This window comes from Novosphingobium mathurense, assembly GCF_900168325.1.
Taxonomy (GTDB): domain Bacteria; phylum Pseudomonadota; class Alphaproteobacteria; order Sphingomonadales; family Sphingomonadaceae; genus Novosphingobium; species Novosphingobium mathurense.
Genome location: NZ_FVZE01000005.1, coordinates 230,333 through 245,646, shown reverse-complemented (window position 1 = coordinate 245,646; position 15,314 = coordinate 230,333). Strand labels below are relative to the sequence as shown.

Here is a 15,314-nt window from a genome sequence, read left to right as displayed (position 1 = left end):
GCCATGCCGGAACAGGGTGTCATGTGCATGGCGCAGCGCGATTGCGTCCGCAAGCGCACCATGGGAGTACTCGACTATTGGTTGACCGCGCCCGAAAGCTTGCCGACTTTCTGCACGCCTGCGGCCGTCGTGATCACGATGTCGTCACCATCGACGACGACGATCACATCCTCGAGCCCGATGACCGAGACCCGCGGGCCATCGCTGTCCACCAGGACATTGCGGCAATCGACCAGTTCGGCAACGGCGCCGCGCACGGTGTTGCCGTTGCCGTCACGCTCCAGCGCATCGTGCAGGGCCTGCCAGTTGCCGATGTCCGACCACTCCATGTCGGCCGGGACCATGGCCGCACGGTCGGTGTTTTCCATCACCGCGTAGTCGACGGAATCGCTTTGCGTCGCAGCGAACGTTTCGGCGTCGGGGTGGAAGCGTGCCCCCTCTTCCCGGCCCTTGGCGACGGATTCGCACACTGTCTGCGCGATCTGCGGGCGATGCGCCGCCAGTTCGGCGAGGAAATCACTCACCCGGAAGGCAAAGATGCCTCCATTCCAGGCGTAACTGCCGTCTGCCAGGAAGGCCTTGGCCCGCTCCAGATCCGGCTTTTCGACGAACTGCGCTGTCCTGAAGCCCCTCTCGTCGATCGGTTCGCCCCGCTTCAGATAGCCGAAGCCGGTTTCCGGCGCGGTCGCCTCGATCCCGAAGGAGACCAGCCAGCCCTCTTCCGCCAGCGCCGCGGCCTTGAGCGCCGCTTCGGCAAAGACCTGCGGCCTGCCGATATGATGGTCGCTGGGGCATACCAGCATGATCGCGTCCTGCGGCAGGCGATGGGCCGCGAGCGCGATGGCCGCAGCCGTGTTGCGCGCCGCCGGCTCGACGATGACCCGGGCATCGGCGCGCCCACCGAGCTGCGCCTCGACATGATCGAGGTGCTTCACGCCGGTGACGACGATAGGCCCGGCGAAACCGGCGGCTGCGGGGCATCGCGCGACCGTGGCTTCGAACAGGGTCTGTTCGCCTACCAGCGGCAGGAACGGCTTGGGCTTGGCGGCACGGCTGCGCGGCCACAGTCGCGTACCACTGCCTCCGCACAAAATGACTGGAACGATCGTGGGCATGGGCCTCTGAAATGACGGAAAAGCGTGTGTCGCGAGTAAAGCCGGTCCTAGCAAGGTTGCAACCGGCGCATTGGAATTACACTTGCACCTTGCGCAGGGAAAGATCCGGTAAACTACTCAGCGGCACACTCAAGCGTCATTTATTCCATCGATAATGGCGCCATCCGTTCCCGCAACGGCTCTCCCAGCCCGGCGAGGTCCCGGCCGCTCGGATGCTGGAACAGGCGCAGGCCGAATTGCGGCAGGATTGCAAGGAGATGGTCGAAGATGTCGCCCTGGATGCCTTCGTACTCCGCCCAGTCGACGGTGTCGGTGAAGCAGTAAATTTCCAGCGGCAGGCCCTTCTCGGTCGGCGCGAGCTGACGAACCATCGTCGTCCCCCGCCTGGCAATGCGCGGGTGGGCTTCGAGATAGGCGAGCATATAGGCGCGAAAGGTACCGACATTGGTCGGGCGGCGGCGGTTGACCGGGCGGTCATCCTCCCCATCGCGTACGGCATTCTGCGCGTTCCATTCGGCCAGCTCCCTGTCCTTGGCGGCCATGTAGGGCTCGAGCAGCATGAAGCAGCGCAAGTCCTCCCACTGCTCGCGACCGAGGAAATCGATGGTCGTCTGGTCGATCAGCAGGGAACGCATGATCCGCCGCCCGCCCCATTCGCGCATGAAACGCCAGTTGCGGTAGGAGTCGGAAATCAGCTTGTGCGTCGGGATCGTCGTGACGGTCTTGTCGAAGTTCTGCACCTTTACGGTGTGCAGCGCGATGTCGATCACGTCGCCGTCGGCATTGAGCTGCGGCATCTCTATCCAGTCGCCCACGCGCAGCATGTCGTTCGAACGCAACTGCACCGAGGCGACGAGCGAGAGGATCGTGTCGCGGAAAATCAACATGATCACGGCGGCTAGCGCGCCAAGACCGGACAGCAGCAGCAGTGGCGACTGGCCGATCAGCGCCGCGACGATCAGGATCGAGGCAGCGGCATAGATCAGGATCTTGGCGACCTGCAGATAGCCCTTGATCGGCCGGCTCGCCGCCTCTGGCTTCAGTTCATAGGCATCGTTGGCCAGTTCCAGCAGATCGCACAGCGCCCGCGCCAGGGTGAAGATGATGAAGGCTTGCGACAGGACCTGCACCAGCACGACTGCCTGCTCCGGCAGGCCCGCGATGACCGCGATTCCCTGATGCAGGATGACGGCCGGCACGACATTCGCGAGGTGGGTGACGAGCTTGCGCACGTCGTTTGCCTCGTTGCGCAGCGGGGTGCGCGCTATCATGATCGTCACCGGCCGCACGACCAGCTTCTTGGCCAGCCAGTTGGCGAACCATGCGACAAGAAGCAGTCCGGCCAGCGAGACAAGAGCATAGGCGGCCGGCTGGCCTGCAAAGAACGTACTGATGGTTTCGAGCGTCTGGATCGGTGCCTCCCCGCGTGCCTTTGGCATGAATGGACAGAAGAACCGGATCGGCGCCGCCCGGTTCGCAGCGCGCGGACAATGGCGACCGCGACCGGGCATTTCAACCGGGGAACCGGCCTTTCGCCCGATCGTTGCTGCAAAGCGGCATTTTTGAGGAGCTGGGGGTTGGCCTGTGTGCCAGATGATGCAAAGGTCATAGCGATGACAGACGAAAGCGACAGCCTGAAGCTGGCGCTGCGCGGATCGTCGCCCGACGACCTGTCCCAGCCGCCCCCCTTGCGCCTTTCCTCGAAGGCCGCCCTTTTCCTCGATTTCGACGGAACCCTCGTCGATATCGCTGCCCATCCCGACCATGTCGAGATCGCCAAGGCCCTGCCCACCCTGATCGAGACGCTGGGCGAGAAACTCGAAGGCCGCCTGGCCCTCGTCAGCGGCCGTGCGCTCGAGGCGCTGGACCGCCTGCTGGGCCCGGTCGACGTCGCCATGGCCGGCTCCCACGGCGGCGAGTTCCGTCCTTGCCGCAGTGCCGAAATCCACCCGCTTGCCGATCAGCTGCCCGAAACGATCGCCCGCCCGCTCGGCGCTTTCGCCCGCGACAACGGCGAACTGCTCGTCGAGCGCAAGCCCTTCTCGATGGCTGTGCACTATCGCGGGCGGTCCGATATGCGCACCCCGCTTCTCGCCCTGGCGCGCGAGCTTGCCGAAGCCCATGGCGCCGACGTCAAGGACGGCAAGATGGTCGTCGAAGTGGTCATGCCCGGATCGGACAAGGGCAGCGCCGTCGCCCGCTTCATGGAAATGCCGCGCTTTGCCGGCGCGACGCCCTATTTCATCGGCGACGACGTTACCGATGAAGATGCCTTCAGGGCCGTCACCGCAATGGGCGGCGAAGGCATCCTGGTCGGCCCGATGCGCGAAACGGCGGCCAGTTGGCGGCTCGAGAGCGTAGAGCACGTCCACGCGTGGCTCACCCGCGCCCTCGCCGAAGATCCGGCCGGCACAGCCGGAATGACACCCGATGCCGAAAATGCAGGAAAAGCAGGAGAACGCCCCGCATGAGCTCGCTGGAACTGTGGCCGATCGGCAATTGCCAGGTCAGCGGTCTGATCGACGAATCCGGCGCCATCGTCTGGGGCTGCGTCCCGCGGGTCGACGGCGACCCGACCTTCTGCGCGCTCCTGCGCGGTGACGAGGGGCAGGACGCGGGCACCTGGCGTTTCGAACTGGAGGAGCAGGTCTCCATCAGCCAACACTACATGCGCAATACGCCGATACTGGTGACCCGGCTGGAGGACGTTCACGGCGGCGTCGTCGAAGTGATCGACTTCTGCCCGCGGTTCCAGCGCTCCGGGCGCACCTACCGCCCGGTGGCCTATGCCCGCATCGTGCGTCCGGTCCACGGCTCCCCGCGCATCAAGGTCGTGCTCACGCCGATGAGCGGCTATGGTGCCCAGCTGGCCCAGATCACCCATGGCTCCAACCACATCCGCTATCTGGTCGAACGCAACACCCTGCGCCTCACCACGGATGCGCCGATCGGCTACGTCCTCGACGAACGCTACTTCCGCCTCGAACGGCCGATGCACTTCTTCCTCGGCCCGGACGAACCCTTTGCCGGGAACGTCCAGCACGAGCTGGAAACCATGTGCCAGCTGACCGAGGCCTACTGGGCCAACTGGGTGCGCGGCCTTGCCACCCCGATGGACTGGCAGGATGCGGTGATCCGCGCCGCGATCACCCTCAAGCTGTGCCAGCACGAGGAAACCGGTGCGATCGTCGCGGCTCTCACCACCTCGATCCCCGAAGCGCCGAACAGCCAGCGCAACTGGGACTACCGCTATTGCTGGATCCGCGACGCCTACTACACCGTGCAGGCGCTCAACCACCTGGGCGCGCTCGACGTGCTGGAAAAGTACCTCGCCTACTTGCGCAACATCGTCGACGACGCCGAGGGAGGTGCAATCCAGCCGCTCTATGCCGTGAGCGGCGCCAAGGAAATCATCGAGTGGGAGGCCAAGGACCTCTCCGGCTATCGCGGCATGGGCCCGGTGCGCGTCGGCAACGCCGCCTACTACCAGATCCAGAACGACTGCTACGGCCAGATCGTCCTGCCATCCATCCAGGCCTTCTCCGACCGCCGCCTGCTGCGCATGGCGAACATGGACGATTTCGAAAGCCTCGAGGAAGTGGGCGAGATGGCATGGAAGACCCACGACCAGCCCGACGCGGGCCTGTGGGAGCTGCGCACCCGCACCGCAGTCCATACCTATTCGAGCGTGATGAGCTGGGCCGCCTGCGACCGCCTTGCCAATGCCGCCCAGCACCTTGGACTCGATGAACGGCACAAGCTCTGGCGCGAACGGGCCGACACGATCCGCAAGAACATCGACGAAGGCGCGTGGTACAGGCTGGAAGGCCCCGACCTCGACGATGGCGGCGCGGGTGGGTACTATGTCGCCAGTTTCGGCGGCGACCAGCTCGACGCCAGCCTGTTGCAGATGGTCGAACTGCGCTTCGTGCATGCCAACGACCCCAGGTTCCAGTCGACGCTGCAGGCGGTCCAGAAGTCCCTGCGCCGGGGCGAACACATGTTGCGCTACGCCAACGAGGACGACTTCGGCCTGCCCGAGACGGCGTTCAACATCTGCACGTTCTGGCTGATCGAGGCCCTGCACCGCAGCGGCCAGGACGAGGAAGCCCGGCGCCTGTTCGAGGCCATGCTCGGCCATCGCACCAAGTCAGGCCTTCTGTCGGAGGACATGGATTTCGAGACGAGCGAGCTCTGGGGGAACTTCCCGCAGACCTATTCGCTTGTCGGTATCATAAACTGCGCCGGGCAACTGTCGCGGTCATGGCGGGACTGGCGCTGACGCGTCGCGACCGATCGGCGCCCGGGGGCGTCACAGGGGACTGAAGTATGAGCAGGCTGATTGTCGTATCGAACCGGGTTTCGGTGCCCAAGGCGGCAGGTGCTGCGGGCGCCCAGGGTGGGCTTGCCGTGGCGCTCAATTCGGCGCTGCGCGAACATCGCGGCATCTGGTTCGGCTGGTCCGGGCAGGAGACCGAGGAATTCACCGGTCACCTCAACATGCAGCGGATCAGCGATGTCACGACCGCGACCATCGACCTCGAAACGCAGGACATCGACGAATACTACAACGGCTACGCCAACCGCACGCTCTGGCCCCTGTTCCACTACCGCATCGACCTGACCGAGTACGACCGCAGCTTCGGCGAGGGCTATGAGCGCGTCAACGCCCGCTTCGCCACCAGCGTCTTGCCCCTCATCGAACCGGACGACCTCGTCTGGGTCCATGACTACCACCTGCTCCCGCTCGGCTCGATGCTGCGCCGCAAGGGCATCCGGAACCGCATGGGCCTGTTCCTGCACACGCCCTGGCCGCCCACGCGCCTGCTGGTCTCGCTCCCGTTCCATGAGCGGCTCGTCGCCTCGATGCTCGAGTATGACGTGATCGGCTTCCAGACCCAGGAATGGCTGGAAAGCTTCATGCATTACGTTAGCAAGGAGATGGGTCTGCCGATCACCGACGATGGCACGGTCGAGTACCAGGGCCGCAAGATCCTCGCCAAGGCGTTCCCGATCGGCGTCGACTACGACGAATTCGTCGAAGGGGCCCGCAGCGCCGAAGCACAGGAGGCCTACGAGCGCCTCAAGGCCAGCATCCGCGGCCGCAAGCTGATGATCGGCGTGGACCGGCTCGACTACTCCAAGGGGCTGGGCGAGAGGTTCGAAAGCTTCGGTCGCTTCCTGACGGATCACCCGGACCAGGCCGGCAATGTCGTGCTGCTGCAGATCGCCCCGCCCTCGCGCGGGGATGTCGCCAGCTACCAGCAGATTCGCGAGGATCTGGAGCGCAAGACCGGGCACATCAACGGCGCCCATGCCGATGTCGCCTTCGTGCCGATCCGCTACGTCAACCGCGGCTATCCGCGCAGCCACCTGGCCGGGTTCTACCGCGCTGCCGACATCGGTCTCGTCACGCCGCTGCGCGATGGCATGAACCTTGTCGCCAAGGAATACGTCGCGGCACAGGACCCCGAAGACCCGGGCGTCCTGATCCTCTCGCAGTTCGCCGGCGCGGCCCAGCAGCTTACCGAGGCACTGCTGGTCAATCCGCACTCGATCGAACACGTCAGCGAGGCGATCAAGCGCGCGCTCGACATGCCGCTGAGCGAGCGCAAACAGCGCCATGCCGCGCTGCTCGCTTCGGTCCGCGACGAGGATGTCCTTCGCTGGCGCGAGGATTTCGTCACGGCCCTGTTCGGCCAGATCGACGGCAACGGCACGAACGGCGACAAGGTGCACGACAAGGCCGCCTGACCGCAGACGATCGTAAAGCGGCGGGCTTCGACTTCAGCCTGCCGCCCGCACTGCGGTGCCCATCACGATTTCGACACACCAGTGAAACCGAACTGACCTCAAAAGCGATTATCCTCTCGCAACATCGATGACGGGAATCGGGCAGGCCCAAGCGCCTGACCCGTGACCGGTTTGAAACGAGAGGGCCCGGCTGACGGGCAGAGTGCAGGCAATGAATACGGTTGTTTACGGCGAATGCGTTCACTCTGGCGCATGCGCAAGCGTGCGGATCTCCAGCCTCGCCGATTCGGGCTGCGACCTCGAAATCGACGCTCCCGCGGCCCTGAACGATGGCGATTGCTCCCTGTGGATCGGCGCCATCGGCCCCTTCCCCGCGACCGCCATCCGCAAGACCGCCCGCCAGTTGTTCCTGCGCTTCAAGGAACCGCTGGACCGCAAGATCGTCGCGCACTTCAACTGCGCCTGAGGCACGCGAACACCCCGGAGGGGAATTCCCCGCCGGGGCGTGAGCCTTCGCCCAATGCGCCTGTGATCAGGCGCCCACATACCCCCGATACCACTCCACGAAGCGCGGCACGCCGATTTCGATCGGCGTTGTCGGCGCGTAGCCGGTGTCGCGGGTCAGGGCGTCGATGTTGGCGTATGTAGCGGGGACGTCGCCCGGTTGCATCGGCAGGAGGTTGAGTTCGGCCTTCACGCCGCAGGCATCTTCCAGAACCTCGATGAGGCGCATAAGGCGTTCGCTGCGGTTGTTGCCGATGTTGTAGAGGGCGTGCGGCTTCACGCTGCCGCCGGCCTTTGCCTGCCCGTCGTCGGCAGGCGGACGATCGAGGCAGGCGAGGACGCCGCCGACGATATCGTCGATATAGGTGAAGTCACGCTGCATCTCTCCATGGTTGTAGACGTCGATCGGGCGTCCGGAGAGCATGCGCTCGGTGAACTTCCACATGGCCATGTCGGGCCGACCCCATGGACCGTACACGGTGAAGAAACGCAGGCCGGTCAGCGGAATGCGGAACAGGTGGGCGTAAGTCTCGCTCATCAGCTCGTCGGCCTTCTTGGTCGCGGCGTAGAGCGAAACCGGATGATCCGCGCGGTCTTCCACTGCGAAGGGCAGCTTCTCGTTGCCGCCGTAGACCGAACTGGAGCTGGCATAGACCATGTGCCCGACCTGCCGGGCGCGCGCGATCTCGAGCATGTTGACATGGCCGGCGAGGTTCGAGGCGACGTAGGCCTGCGGGTTTTCCAGCGAGTAGCGCACGCCTGCCTGGGCGCCCAGATGGACGATCGCGCCGAAATCGTGAGGCGCCAGCGCGGCCAGCGTCGCTTCCATGTCGGCGAAGTCGAGCTTGCAGAAGGTGAAGAGATTGCCGAACCGGGCGACAAGGCGATCGCGGCGGGCCTCCTTGAGCGAGACCGGATAGTAGTCGTTCATGGAATCGATGCCGATCACCGGCTGCCCGCGCGCCATCAGCGCTTCCGCGACGGCGGCGCCGATGAAGCCAGCCGCACCGGTGACGAGGACCGTCGGGTATTGCGAAACCATGCTTGCTCCCATTTTGAAAAGCGCAACGGCGCCGGGCCGAGACCTGATCGGGGTGGATGACCGGGACGGAATGCCCCACAGCGGACGCATCTCCCACTCGGTGTTTGACGCGTTGCAACATGGACCATATGCCATGGCCCGCAAGCCATAAAGTTCAATCTCATCGTCTCGACCGACGCCAATCTCCGGACAGCCTGAACATGACCCAGAAACTCCCCGTCCTCGTCACCGGCGGCGCTGGCTACATCGGCAGCCATGCCGTGCTCGCCCTTATCGATGCAGGCTGGCCGGTGGCCGTGATCGACAACCTGACGACGGGTTTCCGCTTCGCCATTCCCGAGGGGGTGGCCTTCTATGAAGGGGATATCGAGGACAGCGAACTGCTTGCCCGAATCTTCGCCGAGCAGGGCACGAAGGCGATCATGCATTTTGCCGGGTCGATCATCGTGCCGGAATCGGTCGAAAATCCGCTCAAGTACTATCACAACAACACAGCCAAGAGCCGCGCACTGATGGATGCGGCGGTCAAGGCCGGCGTACCGCACTTCATCTTCAGCTCCACTGCGGCCACCTATGGGATCCCTGAAGTCTCGCCGGTAACCGAGGACAGCCCCAAGGCGCCGATCAATCCCTACGGCACGTCCAAGCTGATGACCGAGATCATGTTGGGCGATGTCGCCAAGGCGCACCCGTTCAACTACTGCGCGCTGCGTTACTTCAACGTGGCGGGCGCCGATCCGCAGGCCCGCACCGGCCAGTCGACCGCCGGGGCCACGCACCTCATCAAGGTCGCCGTCGAAGCCGCGCTCGGCAAGCGCAGCCACGTCGCCGTCTTCGGGACCGATTTCGACACGCCGGACGGTACGGGCGTGCGCGACTACATTCACGTGTCGGACCTTGCCAATGCCCACGTCCTTGCGCTCGAGGCGCTGATCGCGCAGCCCGGACGCTCGCTGACGATGAACTGCGGCTACGGCAAGGGTTTCTCCGTGCTCGACGTGCTCGATGCCGTCGACCGCGTGACCAACCGGACGATCGAACGGCGCCTGGAAGGCCGCCGCGCCGGCGATCCGGACTCCCTGATTTCGGACAACCGGCGGATCAAGGCCACCCTGCCCTGGCAGCCGCGCTACGCCGACCTGCCCACCATCGTCGAGCACGCCCTCGCCTGGGAACGCCGCCTGACCGAGATCCGCGGCTAACAATCCAGTCTCCCAACGGCCGGTCCGGCCCCGGCCGATGAAGCGGCCATACCGAACAAGCCCGCCCCGCAGACGGTTGTGCGCCCGGACATTTCCATCGGCGAGCATAAGCACCTCGCCGATCCAGTAGTCCTGCATATCATCCGGCTTGGTTAAGAAGGCTCGATCAGTTCCACGGGCTTTGCCCAAGACCGGTCTCGGAACTGTAATATTTCAGTTGTACTTGCCGCCCGAGCAATACTATTACGCGCGACATCGGCGCCCGAGCAGATTCGTTCCTGACCGGGCCCTCCGGGTTCCTGCCCGCGAGATATGTCATTCACGAGGTGACCGTTCCCGTCACTCATCCTGCCGCAAGGCAGGACGCAGAGACGGGAACGCGGAACGGGAACGGGAGGGAAGTGTCCCTCTCTCCCGGTCCCGTTCCGCAATCCATCGCCTCGTCTGGCCGGCCCTTCAGTTCCGGCAGCTAACAGTCGTGACAGGCACCCGTTTGCGCGCTGCAAAGGCAGATGGCGAAACGATATCGCAAACCCTCTTGCACGAACCCATTCGCCCCGGTAAAGGCCGCCCCCTGTCCTCGGTCCGAACCATGATCGGACCGCCAGGCACGCCGCAGTAGCTCAGCTGGTAGAGCACGACATTCGTAATGTTGGGGTCGGGGGTTCGAGTCCCTTCTGCGGCACCACCTTCCTGAAGATACATTGACAAGGAAGCCTGCCAACGGGCGGCGAAACGCCGCGCGCCTTTGGGGCTAACTTGAGAATTGCCTGAAGTACTTTGGGCAGTGTTCTGTAACGAATTGGCAAACACGGGCGCCAACGCCTGCTTGGTATGCTTGCGGAACCGTTCCGTCCCGCATTTGGGCAAATCCAGAGGTGCGCGGCCATCGCCGCGCACGCAATCTCAACGGATCGCCCCATGCATTTCTGCAAAGTGATCCTGAAAGAACTTGAGAACAGCCAGCATCAAAATTCGAACGTGAAACGAAGCCCCGAGACGATCACCAACGGGCGGTTTCGTTCGCCTCCAGCATCAACGATAATCTGCATGTCGGGCTGAATGCCGATCCGCCCGAAAATTACGTCGGTATAAGTAACTTCCAGCTGGGTTTCTGCGCTCGCTGGAGGTATTCCTGTCGCCGCCAGCGCGTCACGGTAGGCGTGCGAAACAAAGGCTTGATTGGCGCCTATCGATAGCGCACCTAACGGGCGGCCTGGGAATGGCGCCTCGAACAGCACGCCGGCCTGCCAACCTCCGCGAAACACGGTTGTATGCCCATCCGATACACCGACACGAACGAAGCCCGTCACCTCGTTGTCCTGGTCTCGGTTGGCAATAGGGTGCTCGAAAATTGCATAAGCCCCCTGTGCGGCACTGCGCCGCAGCGGCCCATCACCTGATGGCGTGACGACCTCGTCCTGATCTCGGGTATAGGTCCAGACCCCCGCCGTCGCCTTGAAGCTCGCTTCCACGCCTGTCTCGGCGATCAGCAACAATCCTTCATCGAAGTCAAAATCCACTCCTCCAGGATCACCTAAGGTGCGCGCATTGGCATTGAGCACTCCCACGCGCATGAACCCGTCCCGACCGAAACGGTGTTCGACGCGCGCGGCAAGAGCCGAGGACGGAAAGATGGACGGACCGTTGGGTCCAGTAGCAGATATTTCCGAGCCTACGCCAAACGCGGGAGCCAGCAGCAATCCCGCCGCATCGTTGGCGTAAAACTCGCTGTTCAAATCATAAAGCCCGGCACGCAATGTCGTGCGCGGCCCGATAGACTGTTCGATCCAGGCTTCGAAGACGCGAAAACGCTGAGTTGCCACTTCGATGTTATCGACACCTTGCAACGTACCGGCCCGGTTATTGGGCATGCCGCCAAGGTTGTTCAGGAAGTGAACATGAACCTGCGCGCCCTGCCAACCGGCCACGCGTCCAAGATCGACATCGACCTGCAGGTTCAGGTTGTCGAGGCCATAGGCTTTATCCTTTGCCCCCTTATCGCTGATCAGGATCGCATCGGCGGTATAATCTCCGCTTACCTCGAAACCGCGCGCCGATGGCTCATCGTTCGCAACTGCAGGCACCGACAGGCATACCCCGAGAGGGGCTAGGCAACTCAGACCAGATTTCCACATGGCTACATTCTCCGTAGAACGGCGGTCTTCTAGGGAACCAGCCGTTTAGAGAACATGGCGGGCAGAGTGTGGCAAAGCCGCCCATAGCAATTAAGATGTCGGCAGTAGAATCCGGGTAACCATGCATTTGCGGACGATGGCACATCTCCCCCCCGGATGATGTCGCGCCCATCGCATCGTTGTTTTCCCGATCTCGGATTGGACTTCATGAAATCGATTAATGGAAAAGTCACCCTTTTCATGGGCGCAATCCTTGCGCTGGTCATGTTTGCTGGCCTCGTGAATGTGTGGATCAGTTACGCCCAGATCAGCAAGGTCAACGCCATCGTTAACGCGTCCGGCCTCCTGCGCAACCACATGGAGGCCGACATGCTGCACGATTCGATCCGCGGAGACGTGGTGACAATCCTAGTCAAGGCGCGCAATGCCGACCCGGACCTGACCGCCGACATCGAGCGGCTTTCGCGCAACAACAAGTTGCTCATGGAGAAATTGCAGCTCGACCTGTCCTATCAGGGGGATCGCACCGTGCGAGACGCCGCAGCCACTGTGGACGCGCCACTCGCGGCGTATACCGGCAAGGCACTTGCCATTGCGGAACAAGCACGCAGCAATCCCGAGACCGCGACGGCCATGCTGCCAGAGTTCCAGTCGGCGTTTGAAGAACTCGAAGGCAGCATGGCTTCGATCTCGGATGCGATCGAGAAGCACGTTGCAGCCGTTGGAACATCGAGCGCATCGTACTTACGCCTGGCGCTGTTTGCCAGTGCTGCGGGAATGGTCTTGACCACACTGGCCATCATCGGAGTAGCCATTGCCTGTCGTCGCCATCTGGTCGCGCCTTTGGTTAGCTTGATCCACGCCATCGGACGGCTTGCCCGGGGTGAAGCCGGAGTCACGCTGCCCTGTCAGGAGCGCGAAGATGAACTGGGCGACCTGGTTCGGGCAACGCAAGACTTCCGGAACCAACTGGACGCGGCCGACAGATCCAAGGCAGAACAGACCCACATGCTTGTTTCAAGCATCGGAGAAGGCCTTTCGGCGCTCGCTTCGGGAGATCTCTCGCGCGAAGTCAACGCTCAGCTTTCACCGCCATTCTCGCAACTGAAGGACGACTTCAACAGCGCCGTCGCCGCATTGCGTGCCGTGATGGGAGAAGTTGTGGCAGGCGCGGAATCGATCCGAATTGGCGTGGGTGAGATCCGCAGCGCCTCGGACGACTTGGCCCATCGAACGGAAACCCAGGCATCTCAGGTCGAAGAGGCAGCCAGTCAGTTGGGCGAAGTCACCGAAGGTCTGGCGCGTACCGCCCACGCTGCAGCCACCGCGAATGAAAGCGTATCACTGGTCCGCGAGGATGCTACCCAGTCTGGCGATGTCGTGCGCCGTGCCATCGGCGCGATGGACGGAATTGCGCGCCAGTCCGAGGAAATCGCCGAAATCATCGGAATGATTGATGGCATTGCCTTTCAGACCAACCTTTTGGCGTTGAATGCTGGCGTCGAGGCCGCTCGTGCCGGGGATGCGGGCAAGGGATTTGCGGTGGTCGCATCCGAAGTACGCGCTCTTGCGCAGCGTACGACCGATGCGGCCAATCAGGTCAAGAGCCGCGTGACATCGGCGGGCGAGCAAATCGCCACGGGTGTTTCGCTAGTCGGCGAAACAGGGACCGTGCTTGAGCGCATAACGGCACGCATTGAGGAAATCGGGGAACTGGTGCAATCCATTGCCGTAAGCTCAGACGGCCAGTCCAACAGCCTGCAACAGATCAACAAGGCAGTAGGCGGCATGGACCGCTCAACCCAGCAGAATGCCGCGATGGTTGAACAGGCCAATGCCGCGACCCGCAGCTTGGGCCAAGAAACCCAAAAGCTGGCCGCTATCGTCGCCAAGTTCAAACTCGGGCATACAGCCGACTCCAATCGGCCCATCGTTATGAGAGCAGCCTAAGAGGCAAGCCCATGCGAGGTATGCACCATACCGGACCAGATCCCGCATGGGCCGCCTTTCCAGAATCATTCCTGTTGACATACTTTCCGCAGAAAGCACCCCTAACAGGGCGATGGCGCAACTTGGGAAGGGCTTGGGCCAAACCCGCGCCCCCCTTCCCCTACCACCATTAAACCCGCACAGATCCCTCCATTCCAGCCGCCTTATCCCTGCTTTCGTAATGTTGGGGTCGGGGGTTCGAGTCCCTTCTGCGCACCATTTTCCCGAAAAGACAGATTCCACAGGAAGCACACCGACTTCCTACCGGAGAGAGCTGCCCTTTGGTCGCACCACGGATGGCGGCGATGCTTCAGCTGTCTCGATCGCTGGCTGGCGCCATCAGATACTTTTCTGACGGTCGGGGTTGGTGCAGGGATATGACGTGGTCGATGCCTTCCACGGTAATGACCAGCATCCCCTGCTCGTTCATGTTTATGAACCCCTTCGCCTTGAGGTACCAGATATGGAAGTCGAGAAGATCGTCGCATAACCCGAACGACGTTTGGATATGGAACCCATAAACCCCGCAGTCGAGAGCGCTGCTTCGTCTTCTCTTGTACAGCAGCAACAAGATATTACGCTGCATCTCTGCGTCGGATAGCGCCACTTTCTCATCGATGCCGATATCAAGGCGCTGGTGTGCCGTTGGAGATCCGACATTGGCCTGGTACACAACATCGTATTCGGCCCGTTTATCGGGTCTTTTCAGGACATTGTAGGCTTCGACAATTTGCTTGAACAAAGCCGCATTTGCGGTTTTCGGATGGTCCGGGTGATACTTCTTGGCCAAGTGCCGGTAGGAAAGAGAGATGACTTCGACGTCACAGCCCGCATTGACTTGCAGCAGCTGATAATAGTCGATGAAATCACCCTCATCCTGCATACCTTACCCCCATTTCGGAACGCGAATTAAGCCAAAGCCCATCCTCTAAGGATGCAAGCAAAGCAACGGCATTGCGATTGTGGAGGAACCGGAAAACCTTGTCATGCCTATTCAGCGAAGATCGACCAAGTTTCTCGTCAGCACCGAACCGCCGATTGCGAGAAGCATAAGGCGATCCGGCAGTCCCGATAGCTTACCTTCGCAAGCCGCAAACCAACCTCGCGTCAGCGAAACGGTCAAAAGCAACAGCCCGGGCAATTCTCGGCGCCCCAAGTGATCGTGCACCTGCGAATAAATTCCGATCCGATGCCATTCGTAATCGAAATCACGACAGGTCATGCAACAAGCATCTTCACCCTGGACTTTTCCCCATATCTGCGGGGGCATAGGGCCCCTTTAATCGGACAGTCCCGGGTCGGAACACCTTGACGGAACAGCCCACACGTAATGCCATCGGCGATGGGCATGTAAACATTACCGCAATTGCGAAATTAAATTACCAATGAAATCAAATATCTTTTTCTTTATTGCTAAGGTTAACCCGTGATGTTAACAGCGGGCTATCCAAAGGGATCGACCCCGCAGTCAGAATCCCAGTTCCGCAGGCCCGGACATCCTCGCCCTACCCCCCGCAAGGATTGCCCGGGCCTTTGGCGTTTTCAGAACGCAGGACGCCGCCGCATTCAG

At 62.3% G+C, this 15,314-nt stretch carries 11 protein-coding genes and 1 tRNA gene; 7 read left to right on the top strand and 5 right to left on the bottom strand.

Going from position 1 to position 15,314, the window contains the following annotated elements; all coding sequences use genetic code 11:
* Positions 1–74: 74 nt before the first annotated feature.
* A complete protein-coding gene (locus B5483_RS15955) occupies positions 75–1,115 on the bottom strand; it encodes a mannose-1-phosphate guanylyltransferase (protein WP_079731119.1) in 1,041 nt (346 codons plus the stop codon).
* Positions 1,116–1,255: 140 nt separating this feature from the next.
* On the bottom strand, positions 1,256–2,554 hold the full coding sequence (locus tag B5483_RS15950) for a mechanosensitive ion channel family protein (protein ID WP_079731185.1): 1,299 nt from the start codon (positions 2,552–2,554) through the stop codon (positions 1,256–1,258).
* A 174-nt stretch (positions 2,555–2,728) separates the two neighbouring features.
* On the opposite strand from B5483_RS15950, the gene otsB reads away from it, so the two are divergent.
* The 4 genes from otsB to B5483_RS15930 all read left to right on the top strand — a co-directional run bounded on the left by otsB (position 2,729) and on the right by B5483_RS15930 (position 7,335).
* A complete protein-coding gene (gene otsB, locus B5483_RS15945) occupies positions 2,729–3,586 on the top strand; it encodes a trehalose-phosphatase (RefSeq protein WP_079731118.1) in 858 nt (285 codons plus the stop codon).
* Positions 3,583–5,397, top strand: a complete 1,815-nt coding sequence (locus tag B5483_RS15940) for a glycoside hydrolase family 15 protein (RefSeq protein ID WP_079731117.1) — start codon at positions 3,583–3,585, stop codon at positions 5,395–5,397. Before otsB ends, B5483_RS15940 begins: the two co-directional genes overlap by 4 nt.
* A 47-nt stretch (positions 5,398–5,444) precedes the next feature.
* Positions 5,445–6,869, top strand: coding sequence for an alpha,alpha-trehalose-phosphate synthase (UDP-forming) (gene otsA / locus B5483_RS15935; RefSeq protein WP_079731116.1), 1,425 nt, complete (start codon positions 5,445–5,447; stop codon positions 6,867–6,869).
* A 262-nt stretch (positions 6,870–7,131) separates the two neighbouring features.
* Entirely contained in the window at positions 7,132–7,335 is a 204-nt protein-coding gene (locus tag B5483_RS15930) for a hypothetical protein (protein ID WP_079731115.1), read from the top strand.
* A 66-nt stretch (positions 7,336–7,401) separates the two neighbouring features.
* Here B5483_RS15930 and B5483_RS15925 read toward each other — a convergent pair whose 3' ends face one another.
* Positions 7,402–8,415 (bottom strand): SDR family NAD(P)-dependent oxidoreductase, encoded by a 1,014-nt coding sequence (locus B5483_RS15925; RefSeq protein WP_079731114.1) that lies wholly within the window; start codon positions 8,413–8,415, stop codon positions 7,402–7,404.
* Positions 8,416–8,615: 200 nt separating this feature from the next.
* Between B5483_RS15925 and galE the strand changes: the two genes are divergently transcribed.
* The gene (gene galE / locus B5483_RS15920; RefSeq protein ID WP_079731113.1) at positions 8,616–9,617 is read left to right on the top strand and encodes a UDP-glucose 4-epimerase GalE; all 1,002 of its coding nucleotides are present in this window, start codon (positions 8,616–8,618) and stop codon (positions 9,615–9,617) included.
* Between the two features lie 612 nt (positions 9,618–10,229).
* A tRNA-Thr gene (locus tag B5483_RS15915) sits at positions 10,230–10,305 on the top strand.
* A gap of 280 nt (positions 10,306–10,585) precedes the next feature.
* On the opposite strand, the gene B5483_RS15910 is transcribed toward B5483_RS15915, so the two are convergent.
* Positions 10,586–11,755 carry a carbohydrate porin gene (locus B5483_RS15910; RefSeq protein WP_079731112.1) on the bottom strand — a complete coding sequence of 390 codons (1,170 nt, stop codon included), beginning with the start codon at positions 11,753–11,755 and terminating at the stop codon, positions 10,586–10,588.
* Between the two features lie 156 nt (positions 11,756–11,911).
* Between B5483_RS15910 and B5483_RS15905 the strand changes: the two genes are divergently transcribed.
* Positions 11,912–13,705: a methyl-accepting chemotaxis protein gene (locus B5483_RS15905; RefSeq protein WP_079731111.1), complete on the top strand. Its 1,794-nt coding sequence runs from the start codon at positions 11,912–11,914 to the stop codon at positions 13,703–13,705.
* Positions 13,706–14,054: 349 nt separating this feature from the next.
* On the opposite strand, the gene B5483_RS23690 is transcribed toward B5483_RS15905, so the two are convergent.
* Positions 14,055–14,627 carry a J domain-containing protein gene (locus tag B5483_RS23690; protein WP_079731110.1) on the bottom strand — a complete coding sequence of 191 codons (573 nt, stop codon included), beginning with the start codon at positions 14,625–14,627 and terminating at the stop codon, positions 14,055–14,057.
* Positions 14,628–15,314: the final 687 nt, after the last annotated feature.

Coding starts and splice junctions, on each gene's coding strand:
- B5483_RS23690 (WP_079731110.1), bottom strand. CDS start 14,627: ATGCAGGATGAGGGTGATTTCATCGACTATTATCAGCTGCTGCAAGTC.
- galE (WP_079731113.1), top strand. CDS start 8,616: ATGACCCAGAAACTCCCCGTCCTCGTCACCGGCGGCGCTGGCTACATC.
- B5483_RS15955 (WP_079731119.1), bottom strand. CDS start 1,115: ATGCCCACGATCGTTCCAGTCATTTTGTGCGGAGGCAGTGGTACGCGA.
- B5483_RS15910 (WP_079731112.1), bottom strand. CDS start 11,755: ATGTGGAAATCTGGTCTGAGTTGCCTAGCCCCTCTCGGGGTATGCCTG.
- otsB (WP_079731118.1), top strand. CDS start 2,729: ATGACAGACGAAAGCGACAGCCTGAAGCTGGCGCTGCGCGGATCGTCG.
- B5483_RS15905 (WP_079731111.1), top strand. CDS start 11,912: ATGATGTCGCGCCCATCGCATCGTTGTTTTCCCGATCTCGGATTGGAC.
- B5483_RS15925 (WP_079731114.1), bottom strand. CDS start 8,415: ATGGTTTCGCAATACCCGACGGTCCTCGTCACCGGTGCGGCTGGCTTC.
- otsA (WP_079731116.1), top strand. CDS start 5,445: ATGAGCAGGCTGATTGTCGTATCGAACCGGGTTTCGGTGCCCAAGGCG.
- B5483_RS15950 (WP_079731185.1), bottom strand. CDS start 2,554: ATGCCAAAGGCACGCGGGGAGGCACCGATCCAGACGCTCGAAACCATC.
- B5483_RS15940 (WP_079731117.1), top strand. CDS start 3,583: ATGAGCTCGCTGGAACTGTGGCCGATCGGCAATTGCCAGGTCAGCGGT.